24 protein-coding genes and 1 pseudogene are annotated in these 26,870 nt (G+C 61.6%); 22 read left to right on the top strand and 3 right to left on the bottom strand.

Annotated elements, in window-relative coordinates:
- Positions 1-28: 28 nt before the first annotated feature.
- Positions 29-1,726: a sulfatase-like hydrolase/transferase gene (locus tag V8J63_RS21855; RefSeq protein WP_130886917.1), complete on the bottom strand. Its 1,698-nt coding sequence runs from the start codon at positions 1,724-1,726 to the stop codon at positions 29-31.
- A gap of 388 nt (positions 1,727-2,114) precedes the next feature.
- Here V8J63_RS21855 and V8J63_RS21850 point away from each other — a divergent pair, with 388 nt between their 5' ends.
- From V8J63_RS21850 to V8J63_RS21765, 18 genes are all read left to right on the top strand, one after another.
- Entirely contained in the window at positions 2,115-3,467 is a 1,353-nt protein-coding gene (locus V8J63_RS21850; RefSeq protein ID WP_016774103.1) for a UDP-glucose dehydrogenase family protein, read from the top strand.
- A complete protein-coding gene (locus V8J63_RS21845) occupies positions 3,464-4,498 on the top strand; it encodes an NAD-dependent epimerase (protein ID WP_336464618.1) in 1,035 nt (344 codons plus the stop codon). Before V8J63_RS21850 ends, V8J63_RS21845 begins: the two co-directional genes overlap by 4 nt.
- Before the next feature lie 14 nt (positions 4,499-4,512).
- The gene (locus tag V8J63_RS21840) at positions 4,513-5,259 is read left to right on the top strand and encodes a sugar transferase (RefSeq protein ID WP_016774101.1); all 747 of its coding nucleotides are present in this window, start codon (positions 4,513-4,515) and stop codon (positions 5,257-5,259) included.
- Positions 5,259-5,906: a CpsD/CapB family tyrosine-protein kinase gene (locus V8J63_RS21835; RefSeq protein WP_024012451.1), complete on the top strand. Its 648-nt coding sequence runs from the start codon at positions 5,259-5,261 to the stop codon at positions 5,904-5,906. The genes V8J63_RS21840 and V8J63_RS21835 overlap by 1 nt, the downstream gene beginning before the upstream one ends.
- A gap of 21 nt (positions 5,907-5,927) precedes the next feature.
- Complete coding sequence (locus V8J63_RS21830; RefSeq protein WP_041478599.1) at positions 5,928-6,950, top strand: polysaccharide biosynthesis/export family protein; 1,023 nt, start codon at positions 5,928-5,930, stop codon at positions 6,948-6,950.
- Between the two features lie 16 nt (positions 6,951-6,966).
- The gene (locus V8J63_RS21825) at positions 6,967-8,559 is read left to right on the top strand and encodes a GumC family protein (RefSeq protein ID WP_071171770.1); all 1,593 of its coding nucleotides are present in this window, start codon (positions 6,967-6,969) and stop codon (positions 8,557-8,559) included.
- Positions 8,556-9,647 (top strand): glycosyltransferase family 4 protein, encoded by a 1,092-nt coding sequence (locus V8J63_RS21820; RefSeq protein WP_336464617.1) that lies wholly within the window; start codon positions 8,556-8,558, stop codon positions 9,645-9,647. Before V8J63_RS21825 ends, V8J63_RS21820 begins: the two co-directional genes overlap by 4 nt.
- Positions 9,644-11,014 (top strand): O-antigen ligase family protein, encoded by a 1,371-nt coding sequence (locus V8J63_RS21815; protein WP_336464616.1) that lies wholly within the window; start codon positions 9,644-9,646, stop codon positions 11,012-11,014. The genes V8J63_RS21820 and V8J63_RS21815 overlap by 4 nt, the downstream gene beginning before the upstream one ends.
- Complete coding sequence (locus tag V8J63_RS21810; protein ID WP_336464615.1) at positions 11,011-11,979, top strand: glycosyltransferase; 969 nt, start codon at positions 11,011-11,013, stop codon at positions 11,977-11,979. The genes V8J63_RS21815 and V8J63_RS21810 overlap by 4 nt, the downstream gene beginning before the upstream one ends.
- Complete coding sequence (locus tag V8J63_RS21805; RefSeq protein WP_130926455.1) at positions 11,972-13,108, top strand: glycosyltransferase family 2 protein; 1,137 nt, start codon at positions 11,972-11,974, stop codon at positions 13,106-13,108. Before V8J63_RS21810 ends, V8J63_RS21805 begins: the two co-directional genes overlap by 8 nt.
- Before the next feature lie 13 nt (positions 13,109-13,121).
- Entirely contained in the window at positions 13,122-14,123 is a 1,002-nt protein-coding gene (locus V8J63_RS21800) for a polysaccharide deacetylase family protein (RefSeq protein WP_122610239.1), read from the top strand.
- Positions 14,120-15,424 carry an oligosaccharide flippase family protein gene (locus V8J63_RS21795; protein WP_130926457.1) on the top strand — a complete coding sequence of 435 codons (1,305 nt, stop codon included), beginning with the start codon at positions 14,120-14,122 and terminating at the stop codon, positions 15,422-15,424. The genes V8J63_RS21800 and V8J63_RS21795 overlap by 4 nt, the downstream gene beginning before the upstream one ends.
- Positions 15,421-17,340: a hypothetical protein gene (locus V8J63_RS21790; RefSeq protein ID WP_336464614.1), complete on the top strand. Its 1,920-nt coding sequence runs from the start codon at positions 15,421-15,423 to the stop codon at positions 17,338-17,340. The genes V8J63_RS21795 and V8J63_RS21790 overlap by 4 nt, the downstream gene beginning before the upstream one ends.
- 68 nt (positions 17,341-17,408) lie before the next feature.
- Positions 17,409-18,098, top strand: a complete 690-nt coding sequence (locus V8J63_RS21785) for an N-acetyltransferase (protein WP_125926658.1) — start codon at positions 17,409-17,411, stop codon at positions 18,096-18,098.
- 4 nt (positions 18,099-18,102) lie between these two features.
- Positions 18,103-19,290: a GNAT family N-acetyltransferase gene (locus V8J63_RS21780; protein ID WP_122700565.1), complete on the top strand. Its 1,188-nt coding sequence runs from the start codon at positions 18,103-18,105 to the stop codon at positions 19,288-19,290.
- Positions 19,262-20,053, top strand: a complete 792-nt coding sequence (locus V8J63_RS21775; protein WP_336464613.1) for a carbohydrate deacetylase — start codon at positions 19,262-19,264, stop codon at positions 20,051-20,053. Before V8J63_RS21780 ends, V8J63_RS21775 begins: the two co-directional genes overlap by 29 nt.
- A gap of 57 nt (positions 20,054-20,110) precedes the next feature.
- Complete coding sequence (locus V8J63_RS21770) at positions 20,111-20,803, top strand: GNAT family N-acetyltransferase (RefSeq protein WP_122700563.1); 693 nt, start codon at positions 20,111-20,113, stop codon at positions 20,801-20,803.
- Positions 20,804-21,107: 304 nt separating this feature from the next.
- Complete coding sequence (locus V8J63_RS21765; protein ID WP_039762818.1) at positions 21,108-21,416, top strand: addiction module antidote protein; 309 nt, start codon at positions 21,108-21,110, stop codon at positions 21,414-21,416.
- Positions 21,417-21,531: 115 nt separating this feature from the next.
- Here V8J63_RS21765 and V8J63_RS21760 read toward each other — a convergent pair whose 3' ends face one another.
- Positions 21,532-22,329 (bottom strand): class I SAM-dependent methyltransferase, encoded by a 798-nt coding sequence (locus V8J63_RS21760; RefSeq protein WP_336464612.1) that lies wholly within the window; start codon positions 22,327-22,329, stop codon positions 21,532-21,534.
- Positions 22,330-22,637: 308 nt separating this feature from the next.
- Here V8J63_RS21760 and relB point away from each other — a divergent pair, with 308 nt between their 5' ends.
- Entirely contained in the window at positions 22,638-22,829 is a 192-nt protein-coding gene (gene relB, locus V8J63_RS21755) for a type II toxin-antitoxin system RelB family antitoxin (protein ID WP_038862015.1), read from the top strand.
- A pseudogene (locus tag V8J63_RS21750) lies at positions 22,819-23,088 on the top strand (type II toxin-antitoxin system RelE/ParE family toxin). The gene relB and the pseudogene V8J63_RS21750 overlap by 11 nt, the downstream one beginning before the upstream one ends.
- A 76-nt stretch (positions 23,089-23,164) precedes the next feature.
- Here V8J63_RS21750 and V8J63_RS21745 read toward each other — a convergent pair.
- Positions 23,165-24,064, bottom strand: coding sequence for a LysR family transcriptional regulator (locus V8J63_RS21745; RefSeq protein ID WP_024012435.1), 900 nt, complete (start codon positions 24,062-24,064; stop codon positions 23,165-23,167).
- A gap of 215 nt (positions 24,065-24,279) precedes the next feature.
- On the opposite strand from V8J63_RS21745, the gene V8J63_RS21740 reads away from it, so the two are divergent.
- Positions 24,280-25,302 carry an alpha/beta hydrolase gene (locus V8J63_RS21740; RefSeq protein ID WP_024012434.1) on the top strand — a complete coding sequence of 341 codons (1,023 nt, stop codon included), beginning with the start codon at positions 24,280-24,282 and terminating at the stop codon, positions 25,300-25,302.
- Between the two features lie 108 nt (positions 25,303-25,410).
- A complete protein-coding gene (locus V8J63_RS21735; protein WP_336464611.1) occupies positions 25,411-26,838 on the top strand; it encodes a mechanosensitive ion channel family protein in 1,428 nt (475 codons plus the stop codon).
- Positions 26,839-26,870: the final 32 nt, after the last annotated feature.

Genomic DNA, 26,870 nt, shown 5'->3' with positions numbered 1-26,870 from the left:
GAAGAGGCCCGCCCGAGCAATCCAGAACTCACTGCCCCGAAGCCACACTCGCCGGCGCCCGCTCCGGCGTCACGATGCTGCCCAGATCGATATGTTTCCACTCGGGCTTGGCCCCCAACCGCGCATTGAAGCGGTAGTTGAAAGTGAACTCATCCGCCGTCGGCACGCTTAGCGGTTTGCCATACACCGCTTCGATTGCGCCCAAGTCGTAGCCCATCACCTGCAACAGCGTCGGGAAGATGTTGTAGTGGCTGGAGCGGTCCTTGTTTGCCGGCAGATTCGCCGCCCAGTCCGGCGTCTGCAATCCACGACCCTGGATCACCACCAGCGGCACCAGCCCCTCCTCTTCCACCGGGTCGCCGCCGCAATGAGTATTCAAGCCCGGGTTGCCGCGCTCATGCAGATCCTGGCCATGATCGGAGGTGTAAATCAGCAGCGCATTGTTCAGGTTGGCCTGGGCAAACACCCGGGCGAAGAACTCGCCGACGTTCCACAACAGCGTGTTCTTGTAGGCGTTGCGATACAGCACCCAGTCATCCGGCTGGCCGTTGAAACCGTTGCGTTCGCCAGTGTCGGCGACTTCGGTGAACTGTCCGCGGGGCAGCGTTGGCCGGTAGGCCATGAACGCGTCCGGGTACTTGTCATGCACCGGAAAATGCGCGCCGACCTTGTTGATCACGATCAGCTCGGGGCGATTGTCGTTGAGCAGTTCGATCAGCTTCGCCGCTGCCGCCATGTCGCGGTCGCGCACGCTGGTCTGGTCGAATTGCACGAAACTGTCGATGTCGTTTTTCTCGGCGGCGGTCATCAGGTTCTGCAGGTTGCCGGCGGTGCGCTGGGCGTCGATGTAGACCGTGCCGAGCCCGGCCTTTTTCGCGTACTGCCAGATCGACGGCAACGTGCTGTTGATGCGTCTGTAGTCGGCGCGGGTGCCGCCGTAGCGCAAGGTGACGTTGGTGTCGGCGCTGCAGTTGGCAATGGACGCGGCATAACCAAAGTTGAAGACATCGACCCCGGCCGGCGCTTGCTTGAGGTTGCTGTGCACGCCGAACGGCGCGTTGATGTCGAGGTAATTGCCGGAAATGCTTTCGTCGATGATCAGCACAATGTCATGGCCGACGGCGGGCGTGGCGCGCGCAAGCGTCACCGCTTCACGGGGGCCAACGGTATCGTGCAGCGCCTCGTAGGCAAACAGGTTCAGGTAGGCCAGCGGCGTGTACATGATCGGCAACCCACGTGCGCCCTCACCCGCTCGTAGAAACAACAATCCGCTGAGCATCAATACGCCGACGAGGGGCGCCGCTACCCGCAACGTGTTGGGTATGAACAGCGCATGACGCGGCTTGAGTCCGATGCCGAACAACAGCAGCAAGCCACTGAGCACCGCGCGCAGGATCGCATCGCGATACTGATAGGCCGCTTCCTGAATGAAGCCGCCGGAGTACACCAGCGAAACGAAATCGCTGTACCTCAGGTAATCCGCGGTAACCCGTGTGTAAACATCAAAAAAAACCGCTGCGGCAAACATTGTTAATGCGAATGCATGTCGAACGAGAGCCTGACGTATATAGGCAGTTAGATATAACGCGAAAGTAAGCGCCAAAAACATCGCGCCAAAAACAAGTACATTGAAACCCCACCCGATAGCATTTAACCGATCCACGTAATAGTCGGAAAAGAGCAACAGATGGGCAACTAAGAGCAGTTCCTTGGCGTATTTGAACATGGCGATACCGGTGATCGGAAAAGGGCAAATGTCAAAGGTTTGTCGGTCAGAACCTGACACTAGCACCCGGCCATCAAAGCGCAAGAAATGACTGATAGGCGGGGAAAGCGTCAAAAAAACGGTGACTCAAATCTGACACACCTGTAGCGGTGAAAGCCTTTAATATCGGGGACTTAGACCGTCTGTCGGTTAAATAAAATCTGAACAAATCTGCAAGAAATCAACAAATTCAATGGCAGCAATGACTTGATGGCCAATCGCCAAAAACGCCTCAAGTGTTATACCCGTGCAACATGTCATTTTGCTGACACGCTTTCCAAACCCTGCGCTATACCCCTTTAACAATCTCATCCGTAATTAACTTTTCTGGTTTTATTGAGGTGCGCAGATGGACGTGAGCGTATTTGGCACTGGCTATGTCGGACTTATACAAGCCGCTGCACTTGCCGATGTCGGCCATCGGGTTTTATGCATTGATATTGATCCGAACAAGATCAAACAACTGCAACAAGCGGTGCCGCCCATCAGTGAACCAGGCCTGTCCGCAACACTTGAAGAAAACATCAAGGCCGGGCGCTTGTTGTTCAGCACTCAGGCCAGCGATGCGGTGACTCACGCCGAGCTGATTTTCATCGCCGTCGGCACCCCGGCGGACGAAGACGGCTCTGCCGACCTCAGCCATGTGCTCAACGTCGCCCGGCAAATTGCCGGCCTGATGGAGGCCGATCGCACGCTGATCATCAAATCCACGGTGCCGGTCGGGACTGCCGACCAGGTTCTGGCCACGGCCACCAGCGAATTGCTGTTGCGCGGCAAAACCGAGCTGCAGGTGCGCGTGGTATCCAATCCAGAATTTCTCAAGGAAGGCAGCGCCCTCGCCGACTGCATGCGCCCGGACCGGATCATCATCGGCACCCGCGACGACGCTGCCCGCGAGCAGATGAGCGAGCTGTACGCGCCGTTCTGCCGCAATCACGAAAAACTGATGTTCATGGACAATCGCAGCGCCGAGCTGACCAAGTACGCGGCCAACGCGATGCTCGCCACCCGCATCAGTTTCATGAACGAACTGGCCAATCTCACCGAGCTGCTCGGCGCCGACATCGAAGCGGTGCGCAAAGGCATCGGCTCGGACCCGCGCATCGGCTACCACTTCATTTATCCGGGCTGCGGCTTCGGTGGCTCGTGCTTTCCCAAGGATCTGCGGGCCTTGCTGCACACCGCCGAACACAACGGCATGCCGCTGAAATTGCTGCGCAGCGTCACCGACGTCAATGACAGCCAACGGCACATCCTGTTCAGCAAATTGCGCGCGCAGTTTCCCCAGGGCCTGGCCGGCAAATCGATTGCGGTCTGGGGCCTGGCGTTCAAACCGAACACCGACGACATGCGCGAAGCCCCGAGCCGTTATCTGATGGACGCGTTGTGGGCCGAAGGCGCCAGCGTGCAGGCCTACGATCCGGAAGCCATGTCCGAGTGCCGGCGCATCTACGGCTACCGCAACGACCTGCACCTGTGCGCGACCCGCGACGACACCCTCGAAGACGCCGACGCGCTGGTGATCTGCACCGAGTGGAAAAACTTCCGGGTGGTCGATTTCGAACTGCTCGCCGAGAAGCTGCGGTCGAAGGTAATCATCGATGGGCGCAACCTGTACAACCCGGAACAGGTTGCCGCCGCCGGCCTGCATTACAGCGGCATCGGTCTGCGCCACATCGCCCCTGAAGGGCTGCGGCCATGAAGATTCTGGTGACCGGTGCCGCCGGCTTCATTGGTGCTCATTGCGTCCTGCGCTTGCTGCGCGACGGGCATTCGGTGGTCGGCCTGGACAATTTCAACCACTACTACGACCCGCAGCTCAAGCACGACCGCGTGCAGTGGGTGCGCGAGCAGGTCGGCGATTTTCCGCTGGCCACGGTGGATCTGGCCCACGCTTCGGCGATCGATGCGCTGTTTGCCCGCGAGCTGCCACAAGTGGTGATCCACCTCGCCGCGCAGGCCGGGGTGCGTTATTCGCTGGACAATCCACGGGCGTATCTGGACAGCAACCTCAACGGTTTCCTGAACATTCTCGAGAGCTGCCGGCATCACCCGGTCGAGCACTTGATCTACGCCTCGTCGAGTTCGGTGTACGGCGCCAATCAACACACGCCTTACTCGGTCAAGGATGGCGTCAACCATCCGCTGTCGCTGTACGCCGCGACCAAGAAAGCCAATGAACTGATGGCGCACAGCTACAGCCATCTGTTCGGCATTCCCTGCACCGGCCTGCGTTTTTTCACCGTGTACGGACCTTGGGGCCGGCCGGACATGTCGCCGATCCAGTTCGCCCGGGCGATCAGCGAAGGCGAGCCGCTGAAGCTGTTCAATTACGGCGACCACCAGCGCGATTTCACCTACATCGACGACATCATCGAAAGCATCGCTCGCCTCATCGATCAGCCACCACAAGCCAATCCGCAGTGGGATCGCGAGCAGCCCGACCCCGCCAGCAGCATGGCGCCGTGGCGCCTGTTCAACATCGGCGGGCAGCAGCCGGTCGCGCTGAAAACCTACCTCGCGCTGATGGAAAAACATCTCGATCAGCAAGCCATTGTCGAGCTGCTGCCGCTGCAACCGGGCGACGTGCTCAACACCTGCGCCGAGGCCAGCGATCTGGCCCAGGCCACCGGATTCCAGCCCCGGATAGAACTGGATGAAGGACTGGGCCGCTTCATCGCCTGGTTCCGCGACTACTACCCCACTGCCCGTGCGCCGCTTGCGGCTGATTGAATGCGGAGGACGCCATGACTGGACATGAAAGAAGTGTGTCGATTGCACAGATGCGCCCTGACAAGCGCGTCGACCCGGAACATCGCATGCGCCTCGACGCGGCGATCCACCGTCAGGGTCGCGGCTGGCTCAGCGGCCGCGATGGCGGCCGCCCATGGCAGCTGTCGCGGACCAATCGGGTGGTCGCCTGCCTCGGCGCGCTGACGATTCTCGTGCTGATCTCGCCAGTGCTGCTGGGTCTGGCCCTGGCCATCAAGCTCACCAGCCCGGGGCCGGTGCTGTTCGTGCAGAAACGCACCGGTTATCGCGGGCGCAAGTTCGGCATGTTCAAGTTCCGCACCATGGTCAGCAACGCCGAAGAACTCAAAGAGTCGCTGCGCCACCTGAACAAGCACGGGGCAGACGCCATCGACTTCAAGATCGACAAGGACCCGCGCGTCACCGGCATCGGCAGTTTCCTGCGGCGCACCAGCCTCGATGAGCTGCCCAACCTGATCAACGTGGTGACCGGCGACATGCGCCTGGTCGGCCCTCGCCCGACCTCGTTCAACGCTTACCGCTACAAGGACAATCACCTCGCGCGTCTGGCGATCTACCCCGGCATGACCGGTCTGTGGCAGATCTCCGGACGCAGCAACATCGACTTCGACCAGCGCGTTGAGTTGGACCTCAGCTACATCGCCGAGCAGAGCCTTCTGCTTGATCTGAAGATTCTGTTGAAAACCCCCTTCAAAGTATTCAGCGGCCACGGAGCAAGCTAATGGACGGTTCAACCAATAAAAGCCTGAGCATCGCCAGCCCCAGCGAATCGAATCTGACTTCGACCGTGCTGGATCTCGATCTGCGCATTCTGTTCCTGACCGCCGCCAACCCCGGCGCCGGCACCACCACCAGCGCTCTGGCACTGGCCAGTCAACTGGCGCAGATGAGCAGCGGCCAGGTGCTGCTGGTCGATGCCAGCCAGTCGGCGAACAACCTCACCCAGCAGATGAACCTCGGCAAGGAGCGCGGCCTGCGCGACCTGCTGTTCAACCCGGGCAACCCGCCGCTGTTGCAGGACTGCGTGGTGCAGGTCTCGAGCCTGCCCTTCCATGTGCTGCCCAACGGCCGGCCGATCCGCACGCTGGAACACCTGACCGCCGAGCGCCTGAGCCCGTTGCTCGACCAGTTGGGCAGCCAGTACCGCTTTGTGGTGATCGACGGCGACGCGGTGTATTCCGCCGCCGACACCCTGGTCATCAGCACTCAGGTCGACGGCGTGGTGTTTGTCGTGCGCGCCGAAGACACCCGCTGGGAAGTCGCCCAGGCCGCTGTGCAACGCCTGACTCAGGCCGGGGCGAAAGTGGTCGGCAGCGTGTTCAACCGGCGCAAGTACTACATGCCCAAATGGCTTTACAAAAACCTGTAAGCGAACGCAAAGGATGACGCCATGAACGCCAGAATGCTTGTCCTGCTGTTGCTGCCGCTTGCGGGCTGCTCCAGCACTTCCGACACCCAGAACATGCCGGTGAATATTCTCACCGCTTCCCCGGCCAACGCCCAGGCGACCGATATGCCGAAGATCGAGCAGACCCTGCGCCCGCAGGATGTGCTGGACGTGATCTTCCATATCAGCACCAGCGGTTCGGACGCCTACCGCGTGCAATCGGGCGACCAGATCGGCCTGAATTTCACCGCCGCCAGCCAGCTCAACGGCAATCAACTGGTGCTGCCCGACGGCACCATCGAACTGCCGGGCGCCAACACCTCGGTGAAAATCGCCGGGCTGACCAGCGAAGAAGCCCGTCAGGAAATCCAGCGCGTCTATCAGCGCAAACAGCTGTTCCAGCCCAACCGCAACCAGCTCACCGTGCAGATCATCAGCCCGCTGAGCAACGAGCAGAACCTGAAAAGCGCCCTCAATCACCCGGCCACCGGCATGAGCCGGGAGATCACCGTCGGCACTGACGGTTACGCGAGTTTTCCGGAAATCGGCGCCGTGCCGCTGCAAGGCATGACCGTCAATCAACTGGAAACCTTCCTCAACAAAAAGTACGCGCAACTGCCGGGCCGGATGACTGTGGACGTGCTGCTCAAGTCCACCGCCGGCAACGAGATCTACGTGCTGGGTGAAGTCGCACAACCGGGCTCGTATCCGATCCGCCGGCCGGTGTCGGTGCTCGAGGCGCTGACCCTGGCGCGCGGTACCAACGTAAAGGCGCGGCTGGATTCGGTAGTGATCATGCGGCGCAACGGCAATCAGGTGAAAGCGGTGCGCTACGACGTCGAAAAAGCCCTGTCCGGCGATGCCCCGCAAATCGCTTACCTGCAACCGGACGACATGCTCTACGTGCCAAAAACCAAACTGGCCAGCGCCGGCGAACTCGCCCGCCAACTGGCTGATGTGGTGCTGTTCCAGGGCGTCGGTTTCAGCTTCGGCTACCGCGTCGACAACAAAGACAGTGACAACTAACTCACAGGTGACCGACATGAACCCAAAGGAAAACTACCTGCATGAGTTCTTCAGGATTTTCTTCGCCAACAAGCAACTGGTGAAGCGCGTCTTCCTGACCTTTGCAGTCATCGCCCTGCTCCTGCCGCTGCTACTCAAACAGAGCTTCGATATCACCGCGCAGGTCATCGTGCAGTCGAAAAAACTCTCTCAGGGTGACGCCACCACGTCGCTCACGGTGGACAACGCCACGTTCATTCCGCCGTCGCTGGCGGACATGGAAACCGAGAGCAACATCCTCCGCTCGCCAGCACTTATCCGTCAGACCATCAGCGAACTGCGCGACAACGGTGAATACAGCCCGCCACCCGGGGTGTTCGCCAAGTTGCTTGGCGAACCGTTCAAGCGCTACGTCTCGACACCGCTGCGCGAGTACGTGATCAACCCGCTGCGCAACGGGCTCGGCATGGAAACCGATCCGGTGCGTGACACCACCCTCGACGCCCTGACCCAGCAAGCCGTCGACAGCCTGAAAATCGAGACCCTGCCCGGCTCCAACGTGATCTCGATCACCTACAGCTTCCCGGATCCGCAGCAAGGCACGACGTTTGTCAGCGCCCTGCTGCAGAACTATCTGGTCAGCCGTCAGGCGTTGCAATCGATCGACTTGCCGCAGTCGTTCTACGAGACCAAAAAACACCAGTATCAAGTGCGGCTCGATGGTCTGGAAGGTAACCGCCAAGCGCTGCTGGAAAATGTCGGCGCGGCGGATCCGAAGGAGGAAATCACCTTCCGCCTCAACGCCATCAACACTGAAGAACAGGCGCTGAACCTGTATCAGGATCGCCTGCTGCAAAGCCAGCGTTGGCTCGAGTATCTGAAAACCGCGCTCGCCGCCGCCAGCAGCAGCAAGCTCAACGACTACACCTTCCCCTACACCTTCACCACCACCGTCGACAACGTGGCGTTCGAGGACCGGGAAATCAAACAGATGGGCGAGCAACTGACCAGCCAGGTCAGCCGCTACATGAACGATCTGGCGGTGTTCCAGCCCGGCAGCGAACCGATGCTGCTGACCCGCGAGCAGATCGCCCGCACCCGTCAGCAGTTTCTCAAAGTGGTGAGCAACCGCATCCAGGAACGCACCGCCGACCTGGCCGTGGTCAAGCAGGTGATCGAGCAGAAAACCGCACGCATCGCCGAGTTCAAGAACCGCATCCGCGACTTGCAGCAGACCCAGAGCAAACTGCGCCAGATGGACACCGAGATCGATGCGCTGCACGCAGCGTTCTCGACCTATGCCCAGCGCTTTGCCGAAAGCAGCACCACGCGCTCGCTCAACGATGACCTGTCCAACGCCCGGGTACTCAGCCCACCGTTCGAACCGACCGAGCCGGCGTTCCCGAAACCGCTGCTGATCATCCCGTTCGGGCTGTTCACCGGGCTGCTGCTGGCGATCGCCTTCGTCTACGTTCGTGAGTTCTTCGATCACCGCTTCAAGCATCCGGCGCAAATCAGCCATGAGCTGGGCCTGCCAGTCTTGTTGGTACTCAACGAAGAAACGTCACAGCCAGGCAATCCGCACAAGAACTGGACCATGCCGAGCCTGGTTCACTGGGTGCGCAATTGAACGCGGTGTCCACCCCAATCGTCGCCCTGCCGATCATTCATTTGCTCAGCAGCGGCGGCTTCTACGGGGCCGAGCGGATGTTGCTGGATCATTGCCTGGCCACGCCGGGGCAGCACCAGGTGCTGTTCCTCGACGCGCCGCCTGAGCTGATCTCGCGCTTTCGTGAGGCTGGGGTGGACGCCCGTGGTTGTGCCGGGCTGGGCGAGCTGTTGCGGCACTTGCGTCAGCGCCGGGGCGACCAACCGTTGCTCAACACCCACAACTTCAAAGGGTTGTTGTTCGGCTGGGTCGGCGCCACGCTGTTGCGCCTGCCGCTGGTGATCACCCAGCACGGCTTCACCCCGCGCAGTCGCAAGCAGAAGTTCTACACCTGGCTGAGCCTGCAACTGTGCCGCACGGCGTCGGTGAAACGGGTGGTTTGCGTGGCACAAAGCATCGCCACGCTGCATCTGCAGGCCAGCGTGAGCGCGGAGAAGTTGCAGGTGATTCCCAACGGTTTGCCGGCAGCACCGGCAATGCAGCCGGTGGCGGAGCGGCAACGCTGGCTGGCCGGTTACGTCGGGCGGTTGAGCAGTGAAAAAGGCCCGGACCTGTTCCTCGATGCGCTGATTGCGTTGTGTCACCAGCATCCGCAACTGGACGCAGTGATGCTCGGCGACGGCCCGGAACGCGAGGCCTTGCAGGCGCGCATCGATGCTGCCGGGTTGCAGCAGCGGATTCGCCTACCGGGCTACCAGACGGCGATGCAAGGCTGGTGGCAGCAACTCGATGCGTTGGTGATCAGCTCGCGCACCGAGGGCACGCCAATGATTCTGCTCGAAGCGATGCAGGCCGGCGTACCGGTGGTGGCGTTCGCGGTCGGTGGTATTCCGGATGTCTTGCAGGATCGTCACAACGGCCTGCTCGCGGCGCCGACGGATACCGCCGCCCTCGCCCGCCAGCTCGACACACTGCTGGCCGAACCGAAGCTGGCCGCGCAGTTGCGCGACAACGCCAGACGCACCCAACAGGAGCGCTACGACCTCAAGGCTTTGGCCGAACGCTGGTCGCAGCTGTACATCCAAACGGCACGGGAGACACGCGCATGATTTTCCCGCTCTCGATCGTCAGTCTGTTCGCCCTGGTCAGCCTCGGTTTGCTGGCCAGTCCCTGGCCGTATCTGGCACCGGGGGCGGTTATTGGTCTGGTCGGTTTCACCGTTCTGTACCGCAAGCCGACCTGGGGCCTGCTCGGCATTGCCGCGCTGGTGCCGTTCGAAGGGTTCTTCAAGGACAGCTCGGTGTCGGGCAGCAAGTTGCTCGGCGCCTCGCTGGCAGTGATCGTGATGCTGCAATTGGCGCTGCACCAGATTCCGTCGCAGCGCCTGCGCAGCAATCTGTGGCACTGCCTGATCGGCTTCATGGTTCTGTATTTTCTCAGCTTGCTCAATACCGATGACATGAGCATGTCGCTGGGGCACCTGCGCGAACTCAGCGTTGGTCTGGTGCTGTTTGTCATTACGTTGTTGATCGGCCGCGAACTGAACCTCGACCTGTTCGCCCGGCTGGTGACCCTCGCCGTCACCGCGACCTGCGCCATGGCGATGTTCTCGGCGAAGTTTCAGGATCAGGGCCGCGCCGCCGGCCTGCTCGAAGACCCCAACGCCTTCGCCATGCTGATCGCCTTCGCCATTCCTCTTGGACTGCTGCTGGTGATCCGCAGTCCGAACCTGCTGCACCGCTTGTTCTGGGGCGCTTGCTGCCTGCTGTTGCTCGGTGGCATGACCAAGACCGAATCGCGCTCAGGCCTGGTGGTATTGGCGTTGAGTCTGCTCATCGGCATCTGGCACTACCGCGCGCAACTGACCCACATCCGCCCACGGCACCTGGGTTTCGTCATGCTCGGTGCGGCCATCGTGATTCCGCTGGCGATCTACGCCATGCCGGCCGGTTACATGGCACGGATCCAGTCATTGAGCATCCTCAGCGCCGGCTCCAAGGCGCAGGACGAATCCCTCGGCCGCCGTGCTTCCTACATCGTCGTCGGCAGCCAGATGATCCGCGAGCACCCGGTGCTCGGCTCCGGCCCCGGGACCTTCCCGCTGCATTACGCGACCACCGGTTACGCCAAGGCGTTTTCCGCCAACCGCAAGATCGGCGACCTGTACCGCCGCGCCCACAACACCTATCTGGAAATCTTCAGCGAACTGGGCGTGCCCGCCGGGCTGTTCTTCGTCGGCATGCTCGGGCTCGGTCTGTACAACCTGATCCGCGCGCGGGCGGCGTGGATGCTGCGCGGTGATGGACATCGGGCAGACATGATGACCCATTTGGGTGTGAGCTTTCTGTCGCTGACCCTGTTCCTGATGTTCCTCAGCGCGCCGAACCAGAAATACGTGTGGATCATGCTGGCGCTGACCAGCGTGCTGCGCATCAAGGCCGAGCAGGCGCCACTGACTACGGAGACGCAGGCATGAAGCGGATCAGCATCGTCATTCCGATGTACAACGAGGCGCGGCACATTGGCCGAACCCTGCTCGCTGCGCAGAAAGCCGCACACGCGGCCAATGTCGAGTGCGAGCTGATCGTGGTCGACAACGGCTCGAACGACCAGGGCCCGCAGATTGCCCGGCAGTTCGGCGCAACCGTGCTCAGTTTGCCGGGGCTGTTGATCGGCGCGCTGCGCAATCGCGGCACGGCGATCGCCAGCGGGGAATGGCTGGCCTTCATCGACGCCGACGTGGAAATGCCGGAAACCTGGTTGCAGCCCTTGTTCGACATCCAAGCCAGTGGCCAGGCCGATGTGTTCGGCTTGGACTTGCATACGCCGGCCGAGGCGCCATGGTTCGCCACGGCCTGGCAGCGCCGCACTTCGCAGCCGTCGCACCGCGTCAGCCACAGCGTCGATTGGCTGCCCAGTTCCAACCTGCTGATGCGTCGCGACTGGTTCGATAAGGTCGGCGGTTTCAACGAGACCCTGCGCACCGGCGAAGACAAGGAATTCACCCTGCGCCTGCACGAACAGGGCGCGCGTCTGCTGACGGTCAATGACAAGGTCGCGCTGCACTGGGGTTACGAAATGAACTGGCGCGAATGGATGGGCAAGGAAATGTGGCGCCAGGGCAGCCATCTGCAACTGCTGCGCACCCATGGCATGAGCCTGCGCCTGCTGCGCTTTCCAATGCTGTCGTTGTTCGTCTGGCTGCTGGACTTTCTGGCGATTTCGGCGCTGCTCGACGGTTTTCCGCACCACGCAGCGCTAATGGTGACGCTGACCCTGATGCCGGGGCTGGTACTGAGCGTTCGCCAGAGTCTCAAGCACCGTGATCCGCTTCTGACCCTGCAACTGTGGGGCCTGCACTGGCTGCGCCTGCACCTGGCCGGGGCCGCTTTCATCCTGAGTCTGTGTCAGTGGAACGCAAGGAGGCCTGCCCGTGGCTGAGTTCATTTTCTGGATGTGCCTGTTGCTGCCGGTCTACGCCTACGTCGGCTACCCGCTGTTGCTGACGATTCTCGCGCCGCTGTTTCCGGCGTGGCGACACACGCCGGCGCCGCCGCTGAACGTCAGCATCGTCATCGCCGCACACAACGAGGCGCGGCATATCGAGCACAAGTTGCGCACGCTGCTGGCGCAGGATTATCAACCGGCGACGCTGCAGATCATTCTCGCCAGCGACGGCTCTACCGATGACACCGTGGCCTGCGCGCACAAAGTGATTGATCCGCGCATCACCGTGCTCGACCTGCCGCGTCAGGGCAAAGCGGCCACGTTGAATGCCGGCGCGGCCCTGAGCACCGGCGACATCCTGGTGTTCACCGATGCCGACAACCAATGGTCACGCGACACCCTCGGCCACTTGCTCGCGCCGCTGAGCGATCCACAGGTAGGCGCTTGCGCCGGGCACATGGTGATCCCGGTTACTGGTGGCGGCCTGAGCATCGGCGACAGCCTGTACCGACATTACGAAGGCTGGCTGCGCCGGGTCGAGAACCGCACCGGCTGCATGGTCTCCGCTGACGGCGCCCTGCTAGCCCTGCGCCGCGAGTTGTTCCAGAACGTACCGGCCGAGGTCAACGACGATTTCTTCATCAGCACCTGCGCACCGGTGGCCGGCAAGCGCATCGTCTACGTGCCCGAAGCGCAGGTTATCGACCATGGCGTCGACGAGGCGGACAAACAGTTTCGCCGTCGTCAGCGCGTCACCGTCGGCGGCCTGCAAAGCCTGGCCCAGCGCCGCGAGCTGCTCAATCCGCTCAAGCATGGCCTGTATTCACTGGCGTTGATCAGCCACAAACTGATCCGCCGCCTGGCGCCGGTTCTTCTTCTGCCATTGCTGCTGAGCAATTGCTGGCTGTGGGACGAGCACGGCTTCTATCGCCTGAGCCTGATCGCGCAACTGTTCGGCTACAGCGTGGCAATTGCCGGCCTGCTGGATGCGCAACACCGCTTGCCGAAACCGTTCCGCCTCGCCGCGTTTCTGCTGGTCACCCTCGCCGGGATGAGTCTCGGCCTGTGGCAGTTCCTGCGCGGCCAGCGGTATGCCCAGTGGAATCCGGAACAGAACCGTTAAGAGGACCGAAGCCATGGCGATCAAACAACTGATAAAAAGCACCAGTGGCTGGCTCTACCTCAACTCGCCGGTGGGCCGTCAGCAGTTGCAGGGCGCGGGGGTGATTCTGATGCTGCATCGCGTGCTGTCCAACGACCGCGCCGCCGACCTGCCGCACCGCAATGAACTGTGCGTCGGACCGAAAGCGTTCGAGCATTTGCTGGTGTGGCTGCGCAAGCATTTCGACTGCGTGCCGCTGATGGAAATTCTCCAGCCCAACGCCCTGCGCAGCGAGCGCCCACGGGTGGCGCTGACCTTTGACGATGGCTGGCGTGACAACGCCGTCAACGCCTTCGCGCTGCTGCAAAAACATCAGGTGCCGGCGAGCATTTTTCTCTCCACCGATTTCATCGGCAGCCGCCAGCGCTTCTGGTGGGAAAGCCTTGGCGAAACCCTGTGGGGCAGCCATGGCGATAAAGCACGCATGCACCTGATCGAGTGCCTGCATGCGCGCAAACATCCGCTGCCGGTGCTGCTTGATGACATCGATGTCGAGCGCCGCAGTCTGGCGCTGCTGCATTACCTGCAAGGGTTGAAAAGCCTGGCTCCGCAGGAACTGGAAGAGCTCACCGACGAATGCCCGAAGGACTCGCTGCCACAGGCACTGGATTGGCATCAGGTGCGGGCGATGGAAGCCTCCGGTCTGGTGCGGTTCGGCCCGCACGGCGCCAGCCACGCAATCCTCACCGGTCTCGATGATGCGCGCCTGAGCGAAGAAATCCGCCGCAGCCGCGACGCATTGAACAACGGCTGCAACCGACCTCTACCGGTGTATTGCTACCCCAACGGCGACAACGATGATCGCGTTCGCCAGCAGGTCGCGGACCACGATTACCCGTTTGCGCTGGGCACCGGCACCGGGATCTATCGCGGCGACGGCGATCCGCTGAACCTGCCGCGTTTTGGCGTCAGCCAGCGCACCGCGCGCCATCCGCAATTGCTGTCGTGGCGGATCTATCGGGGAGCGCGGCCATGAGCCGAGGCAACTACCTCAAGCATCTGGCGCTGAGCATGGGCACCAAGCTGGCGATGATCGCCTTGCGTTTGCTGCGCAACGTCTTGCTCGCGCGGATTCTCGGCCCCAGCGAACGCGGCCTGTTCGCCCTGCTCAGCACCCTGCCGGATCTGATCAGTGCGGCCACCAGCGGCGGTCTGAATTCGGCGGTCGGTTATCAGGCGGCGAAGCAGCGGCCGATGGGTTTGTTGCTCAGCCAGGTGCTGGTGTTCGGTTGTCTGCTGGCCGGTTTGCTGACTTTGCTGGTGGTGGCGCTGGTGCGCGAATTCGGCACGCAACTGGACGTGACCATGCAACTGGGCCTGCTCGCCTGGCTGTTGCTGCTGGCGGTGCCGTTGACCGTGTTGAAAAGCGGCCTGCTGACCCTGCACAACGCCTCAGGTGGCGTGGTCGCGTTCAACGTCTTGCGCCTGATCGAATCGCTGGCGCCGCTGTTGCTGTTCGTCGCACTGTTCTGGATGTGGCAGAGCGCAGCGCTGGAAGCGGCGCTGATCAGTTGGCTGGCCGGGATCAGTCTGGTGGTGCTCGCCGGTTGGGTCTGGCTGAAGCGGGCGCAGCCATTGCAGCTGCAATGGGATCGCGCCAGCCAGAAGGAGCTGCTGCGCTACAGCGCGCGCAGCCATCCCGATCTGCTGTTCCAGCAAGTGATTCTGCGCTCCGATTACCTGTTCATCGGCGCCCTGCTCGGCAGCACCGCGCTGGGCCATTACGCCATGGCCAGCGCTGCTGCCGAATTGCTGTTGATCGTCCCCGAAGCGGTGACCACACCGCTGATGAAACGCCTGCTGCAACAGGATGAAGGCATGGACAAGGTCACTCCGCTGGCGCTGCGCCTGACCGCGACGGTGATGCTCGGCGCCTGCCTGAGTATGGCCGTGATCGGCGAGTGGTTGATCGTCACCCTGTTTGGCGCTGCCTACCAGCCGGCGTACCCGGCGCTGCTGGCGTTGCTGCCGGGGCTGTTGGGCCTGTGCTACGCGAGCATTCTGCGCCTGGACTTGCTGGGCAAGAATCGCCCCGGCTCGGTGTCCTTGTTGATGGGCCTGGGCGCGCTGCTCAATCTGGCGCTGAACCTGGTGCTGATTCCGGCCTACGGCATTGTCGGCGCCGCCGCCGCATCATCGATCGCCTATCTGGCAGTGACCGTGGCCATGCTGGTGCTGTATTGCCGCTTTAGCGGCGTGCCGTTCTGGCAAACCCTGATCATCCTGCCCCGCGACGTGCTGCCGATGTGGTCGATGCTGCAGAGGAAGCCCGCATGAAAGGCCTGTACCTGCTGTTCGGTCTCGGCCTGTCGCTGGACGCTTTGGCGGCGTCGATGCGCTGGGGTGAGATTCGTGACGGCAGTCTGTTTCTGCAAACCGATCAGCCTGACAGCGTGACCGTGCGCTGGACCCCGGCGTGGCAAGCGGACGCCAACGAAGAGCAGCTGTACCTGCTCGACGGTCGCGGTAAATTGCTCGGCGAACGCTTGATCAAGGCCAGCGAAACCCGTGGCAGTCAGACCTGGCCGCTGCTGCCCGGCGCGGCGAGTTATCGACTGGAAATTCCCGGCTACAGCTTCCGCCACTACCGCATCGAACACGATGCGCGCACCGTCGCCCTGTTTGCCCCGGCCAAAGTGCACTTCAGTGCCGAAAGCAAAAATGGCGACGTGCTGTATTTCAAAGTTGCAGCCGGTGAGCGCGCAGTGCTCGCCGGCAAATTCCATGGCGGCGTCACCGCGTTGCAGGCGCAGCGGATCGGCGACCACCAGGCGCTGACTCTCGCACTGAAGCCTTATCGCGCCTATTGGCAGTTCGATCAGATTGCATTGCCAGTCAGCCCCCGCGAGCAGGTCTGGCGTCTGCAACTGCAAGGCAGCGGCAAAGCGGCGTTCTGGCTCGACGGCACAGCCAATCTGTTTGCGCAGAATCCGCAGCAACTGCAACCGCTGCGTGAAGAGGTCGCAGAGGTGCGGCTGGTACTGCATGACAAAGTCCTCGGACGCACGCCGGATCTTGGCATCGCTCTGCCTTACGTGATGCCGCCAGCGGCCAGCCACGCGCTGCTCGATGCGCTGAAGCCGACGGCGGCGAGCTATTACAGTTTTGTCGACGTCACGGCGCAGAATCCGCAGTTCGAGGACGCATTCCGCCGGGTGTACCAGCAGCGTTTCGGCATCCGCAACGACATCACCTTGTTGGCCGGCAGTCAGCGCCAGGCCGATCTGCGCGCCGACGTGCAGAGCAACAGCGGCCTCGACGCCTGGCTGGCGAGCACCCGCGCCCTCGGCGGCAGCGGCACGCATTACATCGGCTTTGCCGACGAGCCCAATCTCAACTACTCCAGCTACGAGCAATATCTGGCGATTTTCACCAGCATGGCGCGTCAGGTGCGCAGCAACCCGGCGAATGCCCGCGCCGGTGTGCGCATCGCCATGCCGGCCAGCTCGCGACTGGTCAACGGCCCGTTCGCCGATAATGCGGCAGACAAGCGCGGAATCGATTGGGCACGGCGCCTGCTCAGCGAGTCAGCCGACCAGATCGATGCACTGGCCTGGCATGAATGGATGATTCGCGATCTGCTCGCCACCCGCGTCTACCGCGACAGTGTGCGGCGCGCCGCCGAACTGGTCGGCCTCGACGCCAATGGTCAGCCGCGCAAGGCCTTGCTGCTCGATCAGACCAACCTGTCCAGCGGCTCCAGCCTCAGCCCCTACGATCAGGAAACCCACTACACCTCGCTGTGGTGGGCCTCAGTGGTGATCAATGCCTCGCAGGACGGTTTGCTGAGCATGCTCAACTGGTTTCAGGCCGCCGATGAGCCGCATTACCCCAAAGGCATGTTGCGCATATTGGGCGAGGATCGCTTCGAGCTGAAACCGGTCGGTCTGGCCCAGCAATTCATCGCCCGCCACTGGCTGCGCCAAGTGCTGCAACTGGATAACGACGCCTTCGAGGTGGATGTGCTGGCGATGGCCGGCGACGAGCAGCGCACGTTGCTGGGAGTGAACAAAGGGACGCGCCTGCAACGCGTCGATCTGAGCGGCGCCAGGTGCCCGCTGAACCATGGCGCCCTGCGTTACTTCGGCGCCGACAATCGCAGCCGCGACGCACCGTTTGCCTGCGACAACGGGCGCGTGCGTTTCGAACTGCCGGGACAAACCCTGTTTGCCCTGAGCTGGAGCGCTTCATGAGCCGCCCTTCGATGCTCTGCCGCGCGGGCTTGATGCCGCGCATGGCACCCTCATCAGGAGAAGAGACCATGGATGTTTTGCAAAAACTCAGCGGACATATTCGTCGTAAAGGCCTGCGAGCGACCTTGGGCAAGATCCGCAAACTGTACATTTTTTCCCATCAGCAACTGCTGTGGATGGAGCGCGACCTGGTCAGCCCGGTGCCGCCGCACCGCCTCAAACCCTATCCGCCACTGCGCGTGGTCAGGATTACGGCGGACAACGCCAGCGCTTTCGCGCGCTACTTTGGCGACCGTGTCGGCACGATGGCCGAGCTGGCCAAAGAGGGCCACACCGGGCACATGCATGTCGACGAGCAAGGCGATGCCGTAGCGTTTATCTGGGGCACGCCGCGGGATTATTTCGACCGGCATTACTACGGCTGCCGGTTCCCGGTGAAACCCGGTGAGTTCTTCGAGTTCGGTGGCGAACTGGCCCGGGCCTACTGGGGTACAGAGCTGTCGGTGGACCTGCAATTGCGTCTGTGGGAAGCCATGGCCGCCCAGGGCTGCCGCAAAGTGGTCGATGTCTGTGAGTCGACCAACATCCCGGCGCTCAAGCTGCATCTGCGCATGAGCTATACCGAACAACGGCGGATCACAAATATCTACACGCTGTTCGGTCGCTGGCGCTTCTATCGCGAAACCCGCTACAGCGGTTCGCGCCTGGCGGCGCTGGGTAAAACTTCCCGTCCACCTGTCAACGCAACGGCGGCCTGAACCTATGGTGATGCGATTCGAATGGCGCACGTCCCTGTGCGCCGCCGACTTCCCGGCAACCGCGTATGAAACGCTGCGCCTGGGCGTGAGCGACCATACGCCGTTCAACAATCTCGGCTGGTTGTGCGCGGCCGAACAGGCTTTGGCCGAGGATCAGCGCCTGCACATTCTGCTCGGTTGGGAAGCCGCAGAACTGCGTCTGTGCCTGCCGCTGGTAGCCAGCCGCGAGCGCTTCGCCGGCGTGCCGTTTCGGGTCTTGCATCACTTGGGTTATCCGCTGGCTGATCGTCTGGCTTTGCTGTCGCTGCTCGGCGGCGAGGACATGCACGAGGCGCTGCTGCTGATTCGCCAGCGCCTGCCCCATGCGCTGTTGCAACTCAATGAATTGTCGGAGCCTGCGGGTGAAGAAAGTGCCGTCACCGCATGGATGGCGCGCAGTTCCACTGCCGAACGGCGCCTGAGCTGCCGGGTGCCGGTGCATCTGATCAGCGAAGCCGACCATCAGGAAGTCTCCGGCGACCCGCGCTACAAACTGCGCCGGGCTCGCAAACGGATCGCCGCGTGCGGTGCGCAGATCCGCCGGATCACTCCAGATGCGCTGAGCATGGCTGCCTTGTTGCAGACCATCAGCGAAGTCGAGGCGGTGAGCTGGAAAGGCGATGAAGGCGTCGGGATTTTCGCCACGCCGCGCAGCCGCCAATGGATCGAACGCGCGTTCACCGCCCTCGCCGGCCAAGGCCTGGTGCGCGTGGTGATGCTCGAGCTGAACGGCCGCTGCATCAGCTATCGCCTCGGCCTGCTCGAACAGGGCCGGCTCTACGATTACAACCTCGCCTTCCTGCCGCAATACGCCGACCTTGGCAGTGGCCGGGTGTTGCTGGAGGAATGGATTCGCTGGGGCCTGGATGAGCACTGGCACTGGATCGATGCCTCGCGGGTCAGCCTGGAAAACTCCAGCCATCAACTGCACGAACGCATGACCGGACAGCTGGAACACTGGCGCTGGAGTTTCTATTCGTGGCGCCCAAGTGGACTGGCATTGGGTCTGGCGCTGCGCATCTGGTATCGCTGCAAGCCCGCCGTGCAGCAGTGGCGGGCCCGCCGTGCAAACAAAAAACCTGCAGCGCTGGTGCAACCTGTCGCAATCACTCCGGAGGGCGGCCATGCCTCGCCAAGTCATAGTCAACGCTGATGACTTCGGTCTCAGCGCCAACGAAAACGCAGTGATCTTCGCTGCCTTCCAGGCCGGCCTGATCAGCTCAGCCACGGCCATGGCCAACATGCCGGCGTTTGAAGCCGCCTGCACCATGGCTCGCCATCCGACGCTGCAAGGGCGGATCGGCCTGCACTTCAACCTGACCTACGGACGCCCGCTGAGCCAGGCGATCCTGGGGCGGCGGACCTTCTGCGATGGCAACGGTGTGTTCGACCTCAACCTGCCCCGCCACAGCCTGTGGCTGGGTCGCGCAGACCGTGACGCGGTGCGCGCCGAGTTGCAGGCGCAATGGCAACGCTGCGTCGATCACGACATGCGCCCGAGCCATATCGACTCGCACCAGCACGTACACAACATCTGGCCGATCGGCGAAATCGTCGCGAAGTTTGCCGCCGAGCAAGGCGTACCGATCCGGCTGGCGCGCAACCTCGGGCACAACCTCACGCTGCCCAAGCGCCTATTCAAGGGTTTGCTCAATGGCCGTTTGCAGAGTCTGGCGCGGGTCACCGCCGACTACGTCTGCACCCCGGTGGACGTGCGCAATGCCAGCGTCCCCAGCGACGGCGTGCTGGAAATCGTCGCCCACCCGACCCGCCTCGGCGTCGATTTCGGTGATGCCTATCTCGACTCCGGCGAGTCGTTGAGCCAGGTACTCGAACAGGGTTTGAGGGGCGTCGCGCGAGTCTCGTATGCCGACCTCAATCGAGAAGAAACGCAGGGCGCTACGGCGCTCGAATGAATCACCGCTGTAACGACACTCACCACAACATCCGGGCCAAGACCCTGGAGGGGCATCATGAGCATCATCACCAAAGTGCAAGATCGCATCAGACACAAAGGCCTGAGCCGCACCGTCGGGACGTTGTGGAAACGCTACGTGTTCTTCCACTGGGAACTGCTGTGGATGGAGCGCGACCTGGTCAGCCCGGTGCCGCCGCACAAACTGCGCCCGTATGAAGGCCTGCGCAAAGTCGACATCACCCCGGAGAACGCCGTGGCGTTCAGCAAACACTTCGGCGACCGAGTCGGCACCATGGCCGAACTGGCTGCCGAGGGCCACACCGGGCACATGTACCTGGACGCCGATGGCCACGCCGTGGGCTTTATCTGGGGCAGCATTCGCGACTACCACGACCGCCACTATTACGGCTGCACTTTCCCGGTCAAACCCGGCGAGTTCTTCGAATTCGGCGGCGAAATGATCCGCGCCTACTTCGGCAGCAGCCTGTCGGTGGACGTGCAGGTTGCACTTTGGCAAGCGATGGCGGCGCAGGGTTGCACCAAGGTCGTCGACGTCTGTGAAACCCATAACATCCCGGCGCTGAAACTGCATATCCGTATGGGCTATCAGGAACAGGGCCGGGTGACCCACGTCTACTGCCTGTTCGGCCGCTGGAAATTCTTCCGCGAAACCCGCTATGAAGGCTCACGCCTGGATCCGCTGCGCAAACCGGGTCGGCCGGTGGTAAGTGCCGCAGCGCAGGCTTGATGCGGTCGTGTGAAATGTGGCGGTCGCAACGCCGCCATCGCGAGCAGGCTCGCTCCCACATTGGAATGCGTTTCCCTGTGGAGCGAGCCTGCTCGCGAAGAGGCCAGTAGCTGCACCCGCAGCTCTCACAAGCGATTGGCTGGTTGCCTACAAACTGTGACGACACTTCCAACATTCGGAAAAGACTTGGCCGACTGTTTATCTGTATCCACTTGGATAGAGTCAAGCACGACATCGGGCGCGACAAATCCTCACAAAGCGCAGACATCCGACGCGCACAAAAAATGACAAAGGAGGTTTAACCATGAGCCAGACTTTGACGAATTTCGACATGGTCGCGCTGCTCGACAGTGATGAAGCCATCAGTGAGTACCTGTCACAGGTGCTTGCAGACGGAGACAGCGAAGAATTCCTTCGCGCGATCGGCTACGTGTTAAAGGCGCGAGGAATGACGCAGATCGCCAAGAATTCAGGCATGGGTCGTGAAAGTTTGTACAAAGCTTTTGCTCCCGGAGCGAAGCCGCGCTTTGACACAGTGTTGAAGGTGATTCATGCGTTGGGCATTGATCTTTATGCGCAGCCGGGGCACGTAGTCAATCACGCCGTTCCCTGAATTTTCTGGCGGTCACAAGGCCGCCATCGCGAGCAGGCTCGCTCCCACACTGGAATGCGTTTCCCTGTGGGAGCGAGCCTGCTCGCGAAGAGGCCAGCCGTCGCAAAAAAGGTTCTCAGGCCTTGCTCACCACCAGGCTAAAGCACATCGGCAACTGCGCCTGCTGGTTCAGGTAGCAGTCATACACCTCTTCCCGGTTCGAATGCGCATATTCCTGAAAATCAACGATGCTCAGCCCCGCTCCAATGGCGCCGCTGAAGATCGCGCCCAGCGTATGCACGTACCAGTACGACTTCGCCGCCGGCTGCTCGACCTTGCCGACATACACAATCGGTTCTTCCTGCACAAACGGCTCGACACGGAAATACGAGCTGGCGAGGCGGTAGGGATCTTCAGCCTGCGGATCAACCATTTCCAGAAAAGGATGGGTTTCGTAGATCACCAGTTTGCCGCCCGGCTTCAGCACCTGCGCGACATGATGGAAGAATTCGCCGATGTCAGGCATCCAGTTGAGTACACCAATGGTAATCAGGGCTACGTCGAAGCGGTTATGCAGCGATGCGGGCAGATGGTGGATGTCGCTCTCGACGAATTCGGCAGTATGCGGCGAGCGGCTGTTGAGCTCGCGGGCCTGCTCAAGAAACGCTGCGGATTGATCGACGCCGACGACACTGCGGGCACCCAGCGCAAACAGTGACAGACTCTCCCGACCGTTATTGCAGCCCAGTTGAATCACGTCTTTGCCGTCGACGTCCAGCAAGCCGCGCGAGGTGTCATCAAGGCAGCAAAACTCCGCCTGCGCGACATCGTTGAGCAATGCCTGCCAGTCCGGCGAATCCTGATGATGACGGGCAGAATCGTTCCACGCCTGTCGATTGCTTTCGATGGCGGTTTTGGGGTTGGGCACTTCCATGGCGCTACTCCGGGTGAGACTCGTGATTGAGCGGCGTGAGTCTAGAACAGACCCGGGGTGGCGGTTGTTCCAATGTTGTAATCACACTGCGCAGTCCTCTTCAGCGAGTCCTACAGAAAAAGGAAGGAACTCGGGAAACCCCAACCGTTTTCCTACATCTTCCGTCGGTTGGCCGTCGGAAGCGCTCAGGCTAGGATTTGACGAACTACAAGTACTCATGGAGCTCGACCCAGATGCAGTTCATCCAGACAACGACGACAGCAATCCCTGTACCGAATAGACTGCCAGGCATTGATCCCGGAGGCACTATGGACGGCAAAATCTTTCCCGACGATTCAGGGTTTGAAAACGACGAGCAGGCTGCCAGTCATGATCGCTGGTTGCGAGCCAAGGTGCAGGCGTCCAGAGATGATCCCCATCCGAGTCTCCCCCATGAGGACGTGATGGCGGACATGCATGCCTTGATCGAATCCATGCGAAAAAAGGCCGATGCAGATTGAGTGGCGGCCCGAAGCCAAGGCCGATCTTTCGAACATCCTCAGATACATTGGCTAGAGAAACTTTGCAGCCGCAGTGAGTCTCTCGAAATCCATCGAAGAATCCACAACCTCACTCTCCGTTCATCCCCATCTCTACCGTAAAGGTCGATCTCCCGGCACCCGGGAAATCGTTATACATCCTAACTACGTAGTGATTTATGAGGTGACGGATCGAATCGAGATACTTAGCGTTTTGCATACCCGACAGGAATATCCATAAAGACATAGCAGGAAAAAACGGTGTGACGTTCGCCCGATCGATAACACGCCGTTTGTTTGCCCAGTAGGCACCACTATCAAAGATTCACATGACTCTGGTTAAGCCGCTCACGCAAAAACTCCACCAGCGCCTGCACCGGCCGCGAAGCCTGGCGATGCTGCGGATAAACCGCCGACAGGGTCAGCGGCTCCGGGCGCAGGTCATCCAGCACCGGCACCAGCCGCCCGTCCTTCAACGCCGCACCGACGATGAAGGTTGGCAGATAGGTAATGCCCATCCCCTGCACCGCTGCGTCTCGCAGCAGTTCGCCGTTGTTGACGCGCATGCGCCCGGTGACGTTGATCAGCAGCGGTTTGCCCGGTGCTTCGTTGAAGCGCCATTGCACCGAGCGACCGTGGCCGTAAGGCAGGCAATCGTGGCTGTGCAGGTCTTCGGGTTTGAGTGGTGTGCCGCGTTCGGCGAGGTAGGCCGGGCTGGCGCAGTAGACCCGTTCGATGCTGGCGATGCGCCGGGCGATCAGTGTCGAGTCTTCCAGCACGCCGATGCGCAGGGCCAGGTCGTAACCTTCGCCGAGCAGGTCGACCGGACGATCGCTTAAATCGACCTCGACGGTGACTTCGCGATAACGCTGCAGGAACAACGGCAGCAGACAACCCAGATGCGCCACCGCGAACGACAGCGGCGCGCTGAGGCGAATCGTGCCGCGCGGCTCGGCGGTTTCGCCGGCGATGCCCTGCTCGACCTGCTCGACTTCTCCGAGCAAACGCAACGCCGATTCGTAATAGCTCTGCCCCAGCGGGGTGACGTCGAGGCGGCGGGTCGAGCGGTTCAACAAGCGCACACCGAGGCGCTCTTCCAGTTGCATCAAACGGCGGCTGACGAACTGCTTGGACAGCCCCAACTGATCGGCCGCAGCGGTGAAGCTGCCGGAGTCCATGACCTGGCAAAAAATACGCATGTCTTCGAACGGGTTCATTGTCACTCTCTGGTGGACAGTTAAACGCTTTATAGCCGCTTTTTCGCTTTTCAGCAGCCCATTAATCTGTGCTCACGGTTTGAAAACAACCCTGAACACAAAGAGCTGCCGAAGGCAGCCATCTGATCGTTGGGACGCGGAGCGTCCCCGGCTGCATTCCCACGCAGAGCGTGGGAACGATCAGAAAATCAAAATCATTCAAAAGGATTTCCACCATGAACATCGTCAAGAAAACCCTCGCCGCGTCGCTCCTCGCCCTCTCCGTCAGCAGCGCTTTCGCCGCTGGCAGCCCTGGCGTCGAACACAACACCCAAGCGTTCCTCGATGCCCTCGCCGCTGGCGGTGGTCGTCCGCTGGAGCAACTGAGCCCGAAAGACGCCCGTGCAGTGCTGACCGGTGCGCAGGCCTCGGTGAAGGTTGATCTGTCCGGTGTGGAAGTCAGCGACAAGGCGATCAAGGTCGATGGCCAGACCCTCAACCTGAAAGTGGTGCGCCCGGCCAAGGTCAAAGGCGAGTTGCCGGTGTTCATGTTCTTCCACGGTGGCGGCTGGGTACTGGGTGACTTTCCTACGCACCAGCGCCTGATTCGTGATCTGGTGGTCGGCTCGGGCGCTGTTGCGGTGTATGTCGATTACACGCCATCGCCGGAAGCGCAGTACCCGACCGCGATCAATCAGGCTTACGCTGCGACGAAATGGGTGGCCGAGCACGGCAAGGACATCGGTGTCGACGGCAAGCGTCTGGCGGTGGCCGGCAACAGCGTCGGCGGCAACATGGCAGCGGTCGTAGCGTTGATGGCCAAAGAGCAGAAAACCCCTGCCCTGCGCTTCCAGCTGTTGATGTGGCCGGTGACCAATGCGCAGTTCGACGACGGGTCGTACCAGCAATTTGCCGAGGGCCACTTCCTCACCAAAGGCATGATGCAGTGGTTCTGGGACAACTACACCACCAACCCGGCCGAGCGTGCGCAGATCCATGCCTCGCCGCTCAAAGCCAGCGCCGAACAGCTCAAGGGCCTGCCCGCTGCCCTGGTGCAGACCGCCGAGTTCGACGTGCTGCGTGATGAAGGCGAAGGTTATGCGCGGCATCTGGATGCGGCCGGCGTGCCGGTGACCTCGGTGCGTTACAACGGGATGATTCATGACTTTGGTCTGCTCAATCCGCTGAGCCAGATTCCGGAAGTCAAAGCCGCGGTGCGTCAGGCGGCGGCTGAACTGAAGACTCATCTGAATCCATAAAAGCAAAAGATCGCAACCTGCGGCAGCGCCTACCCTGGAATACGATTCCCTGTAGGAACTGCCGCAGGCTGCGATCTTTTTTCTCACCAGCGTCGCGGAGTACCGGTCATGACTCTTTTCTACGCCCACCTGCTGTCCTGGAGCGCCGTCCTGCTCCTGCTCGACGCCGCACTCTGGCACTTCTCGCCCTTCAGCCACCGCGCGCCGCGAGTCGGCGTGCGTCTGGCGCTGTTTCTGGCGTTCAGCGCGCTGGTGATCAATGCCGGTGTCAGCCCGTTGCAGGCTCCGCTGTTCGCTGATGATCGCGTGGCACAACTGGGGGCGACGGCGCTGGGGATTCTCTGGTGGTTGTACGCAGCACGGGTGCTGACCGAAGTGATCGGCCTGGCGCTGATGCGCCGCATCGGTCACAGCGGACGCTTGTTGCAGGATGTCATCGGCGCGCTGGTGTTTCTGGTCGCCATTGTTGCGGCAGCCGGTTACGTGCTGGAGCTGCCAGTCAAAGGTCTGCTGGCCACTTCCGGGGTGGTCGCCATCGTGGTCGGTCTGGCGCTGCAAAGCACCCTCGCCGACGTGTTTTCCGGCATCGTCCTCAACACCACCAAGCCGTATCAGGTGGACGATCTGGTGATGATCGACGGCGTCGAAGGCAAGGTCTTCGATATCGACTGGCGCGCCACGCACCTGCTGACCAGCGCCGGCACCATGGCCGTCGTACCGAACTCGGTGGCGGCCAAGGCGAAAATCGTCAACCTCAGCCGGCCGAGCAACATGCACGGCGTCTCGATCAGTATCAAAGTGCCGAACCACATTCGCCCGCGGCGGGTATTGGATGCCCTTGATCGCACCTTGCAGGGCAGCAGTTCTCTGCTGCTCAGCCCGGCGCCGAAAGCCGTACTCAAAGAGGCCGGCGAAACCATGTCGGAATACGTTGCCAGCGGTTTCATCGCTGAGCTGGGCAAGAAGAGCGAAGTGCGCAATCAGCTGTTCGACCTCGCCCACCGCCATCTCGAAGCGGCGGGTATTTCCCGGCATCCCGACGGCGTGATCGAACCGTCGAGCCGCGCTCGTGCGTTGCTGGACGAGGTGAAGATTTTCCGCTCGCTGAGCAGTGAAGAACGCGATCGCCTCGCTGAGTCGATGGTCGCGCAGCAGTACACGGCCGGTCAGGTGGTGCTGGATCTGGACGAGGTGCCGGACAGTCTGTTCGTGATCGCCACGGGCGTGGTCAGCGCGACGGTGCCGGACGGCAATGACCAGACCGAGGCCGGGCGCATGGGGCCGAGCGAAGTCATGGGCGAACAGAGCATTCTTGCCGATACTCCGTCGCAGGCGACGTTCACAGCGCTGACGTCGAGCATCATCTATCGTCTCGACAAACAGTTGACCCGTGAGTGCATGGACAAGCGCAGCGAAGTCGGCCGGGCCTTGAACAAGTTGCAGGCGGTGCGTCAGCAGAACAGTCGCCTCGCGTTGATGGCCAAACCGGTGGCGGTGAAAAAAGGTGGTTTCTTGGGTTGGTTGCAAAAACGCTGATCTGAAACTTTGAAGATCAAAAGCTCACCCCC

Origin of the sequence: Pseudomonas sp. CCNWLW23 (assembly GCF_037095675.1) — a bacterium.
In the GTDB taxonomy this organism is placed as follows: domain Bacteria; phylum Pseudomonadota; class Gammaproteobacteria; order Pseudomonadales; family Pseudomonadaceae; genus Aquipseudomonas; species Aquipseudomonas atacamensis.
The sequence above is the reverse complement of the archived record's forward strand: the minus strand, read 5'-3'. Positions and strand labels throughout refer to the sequence as shown.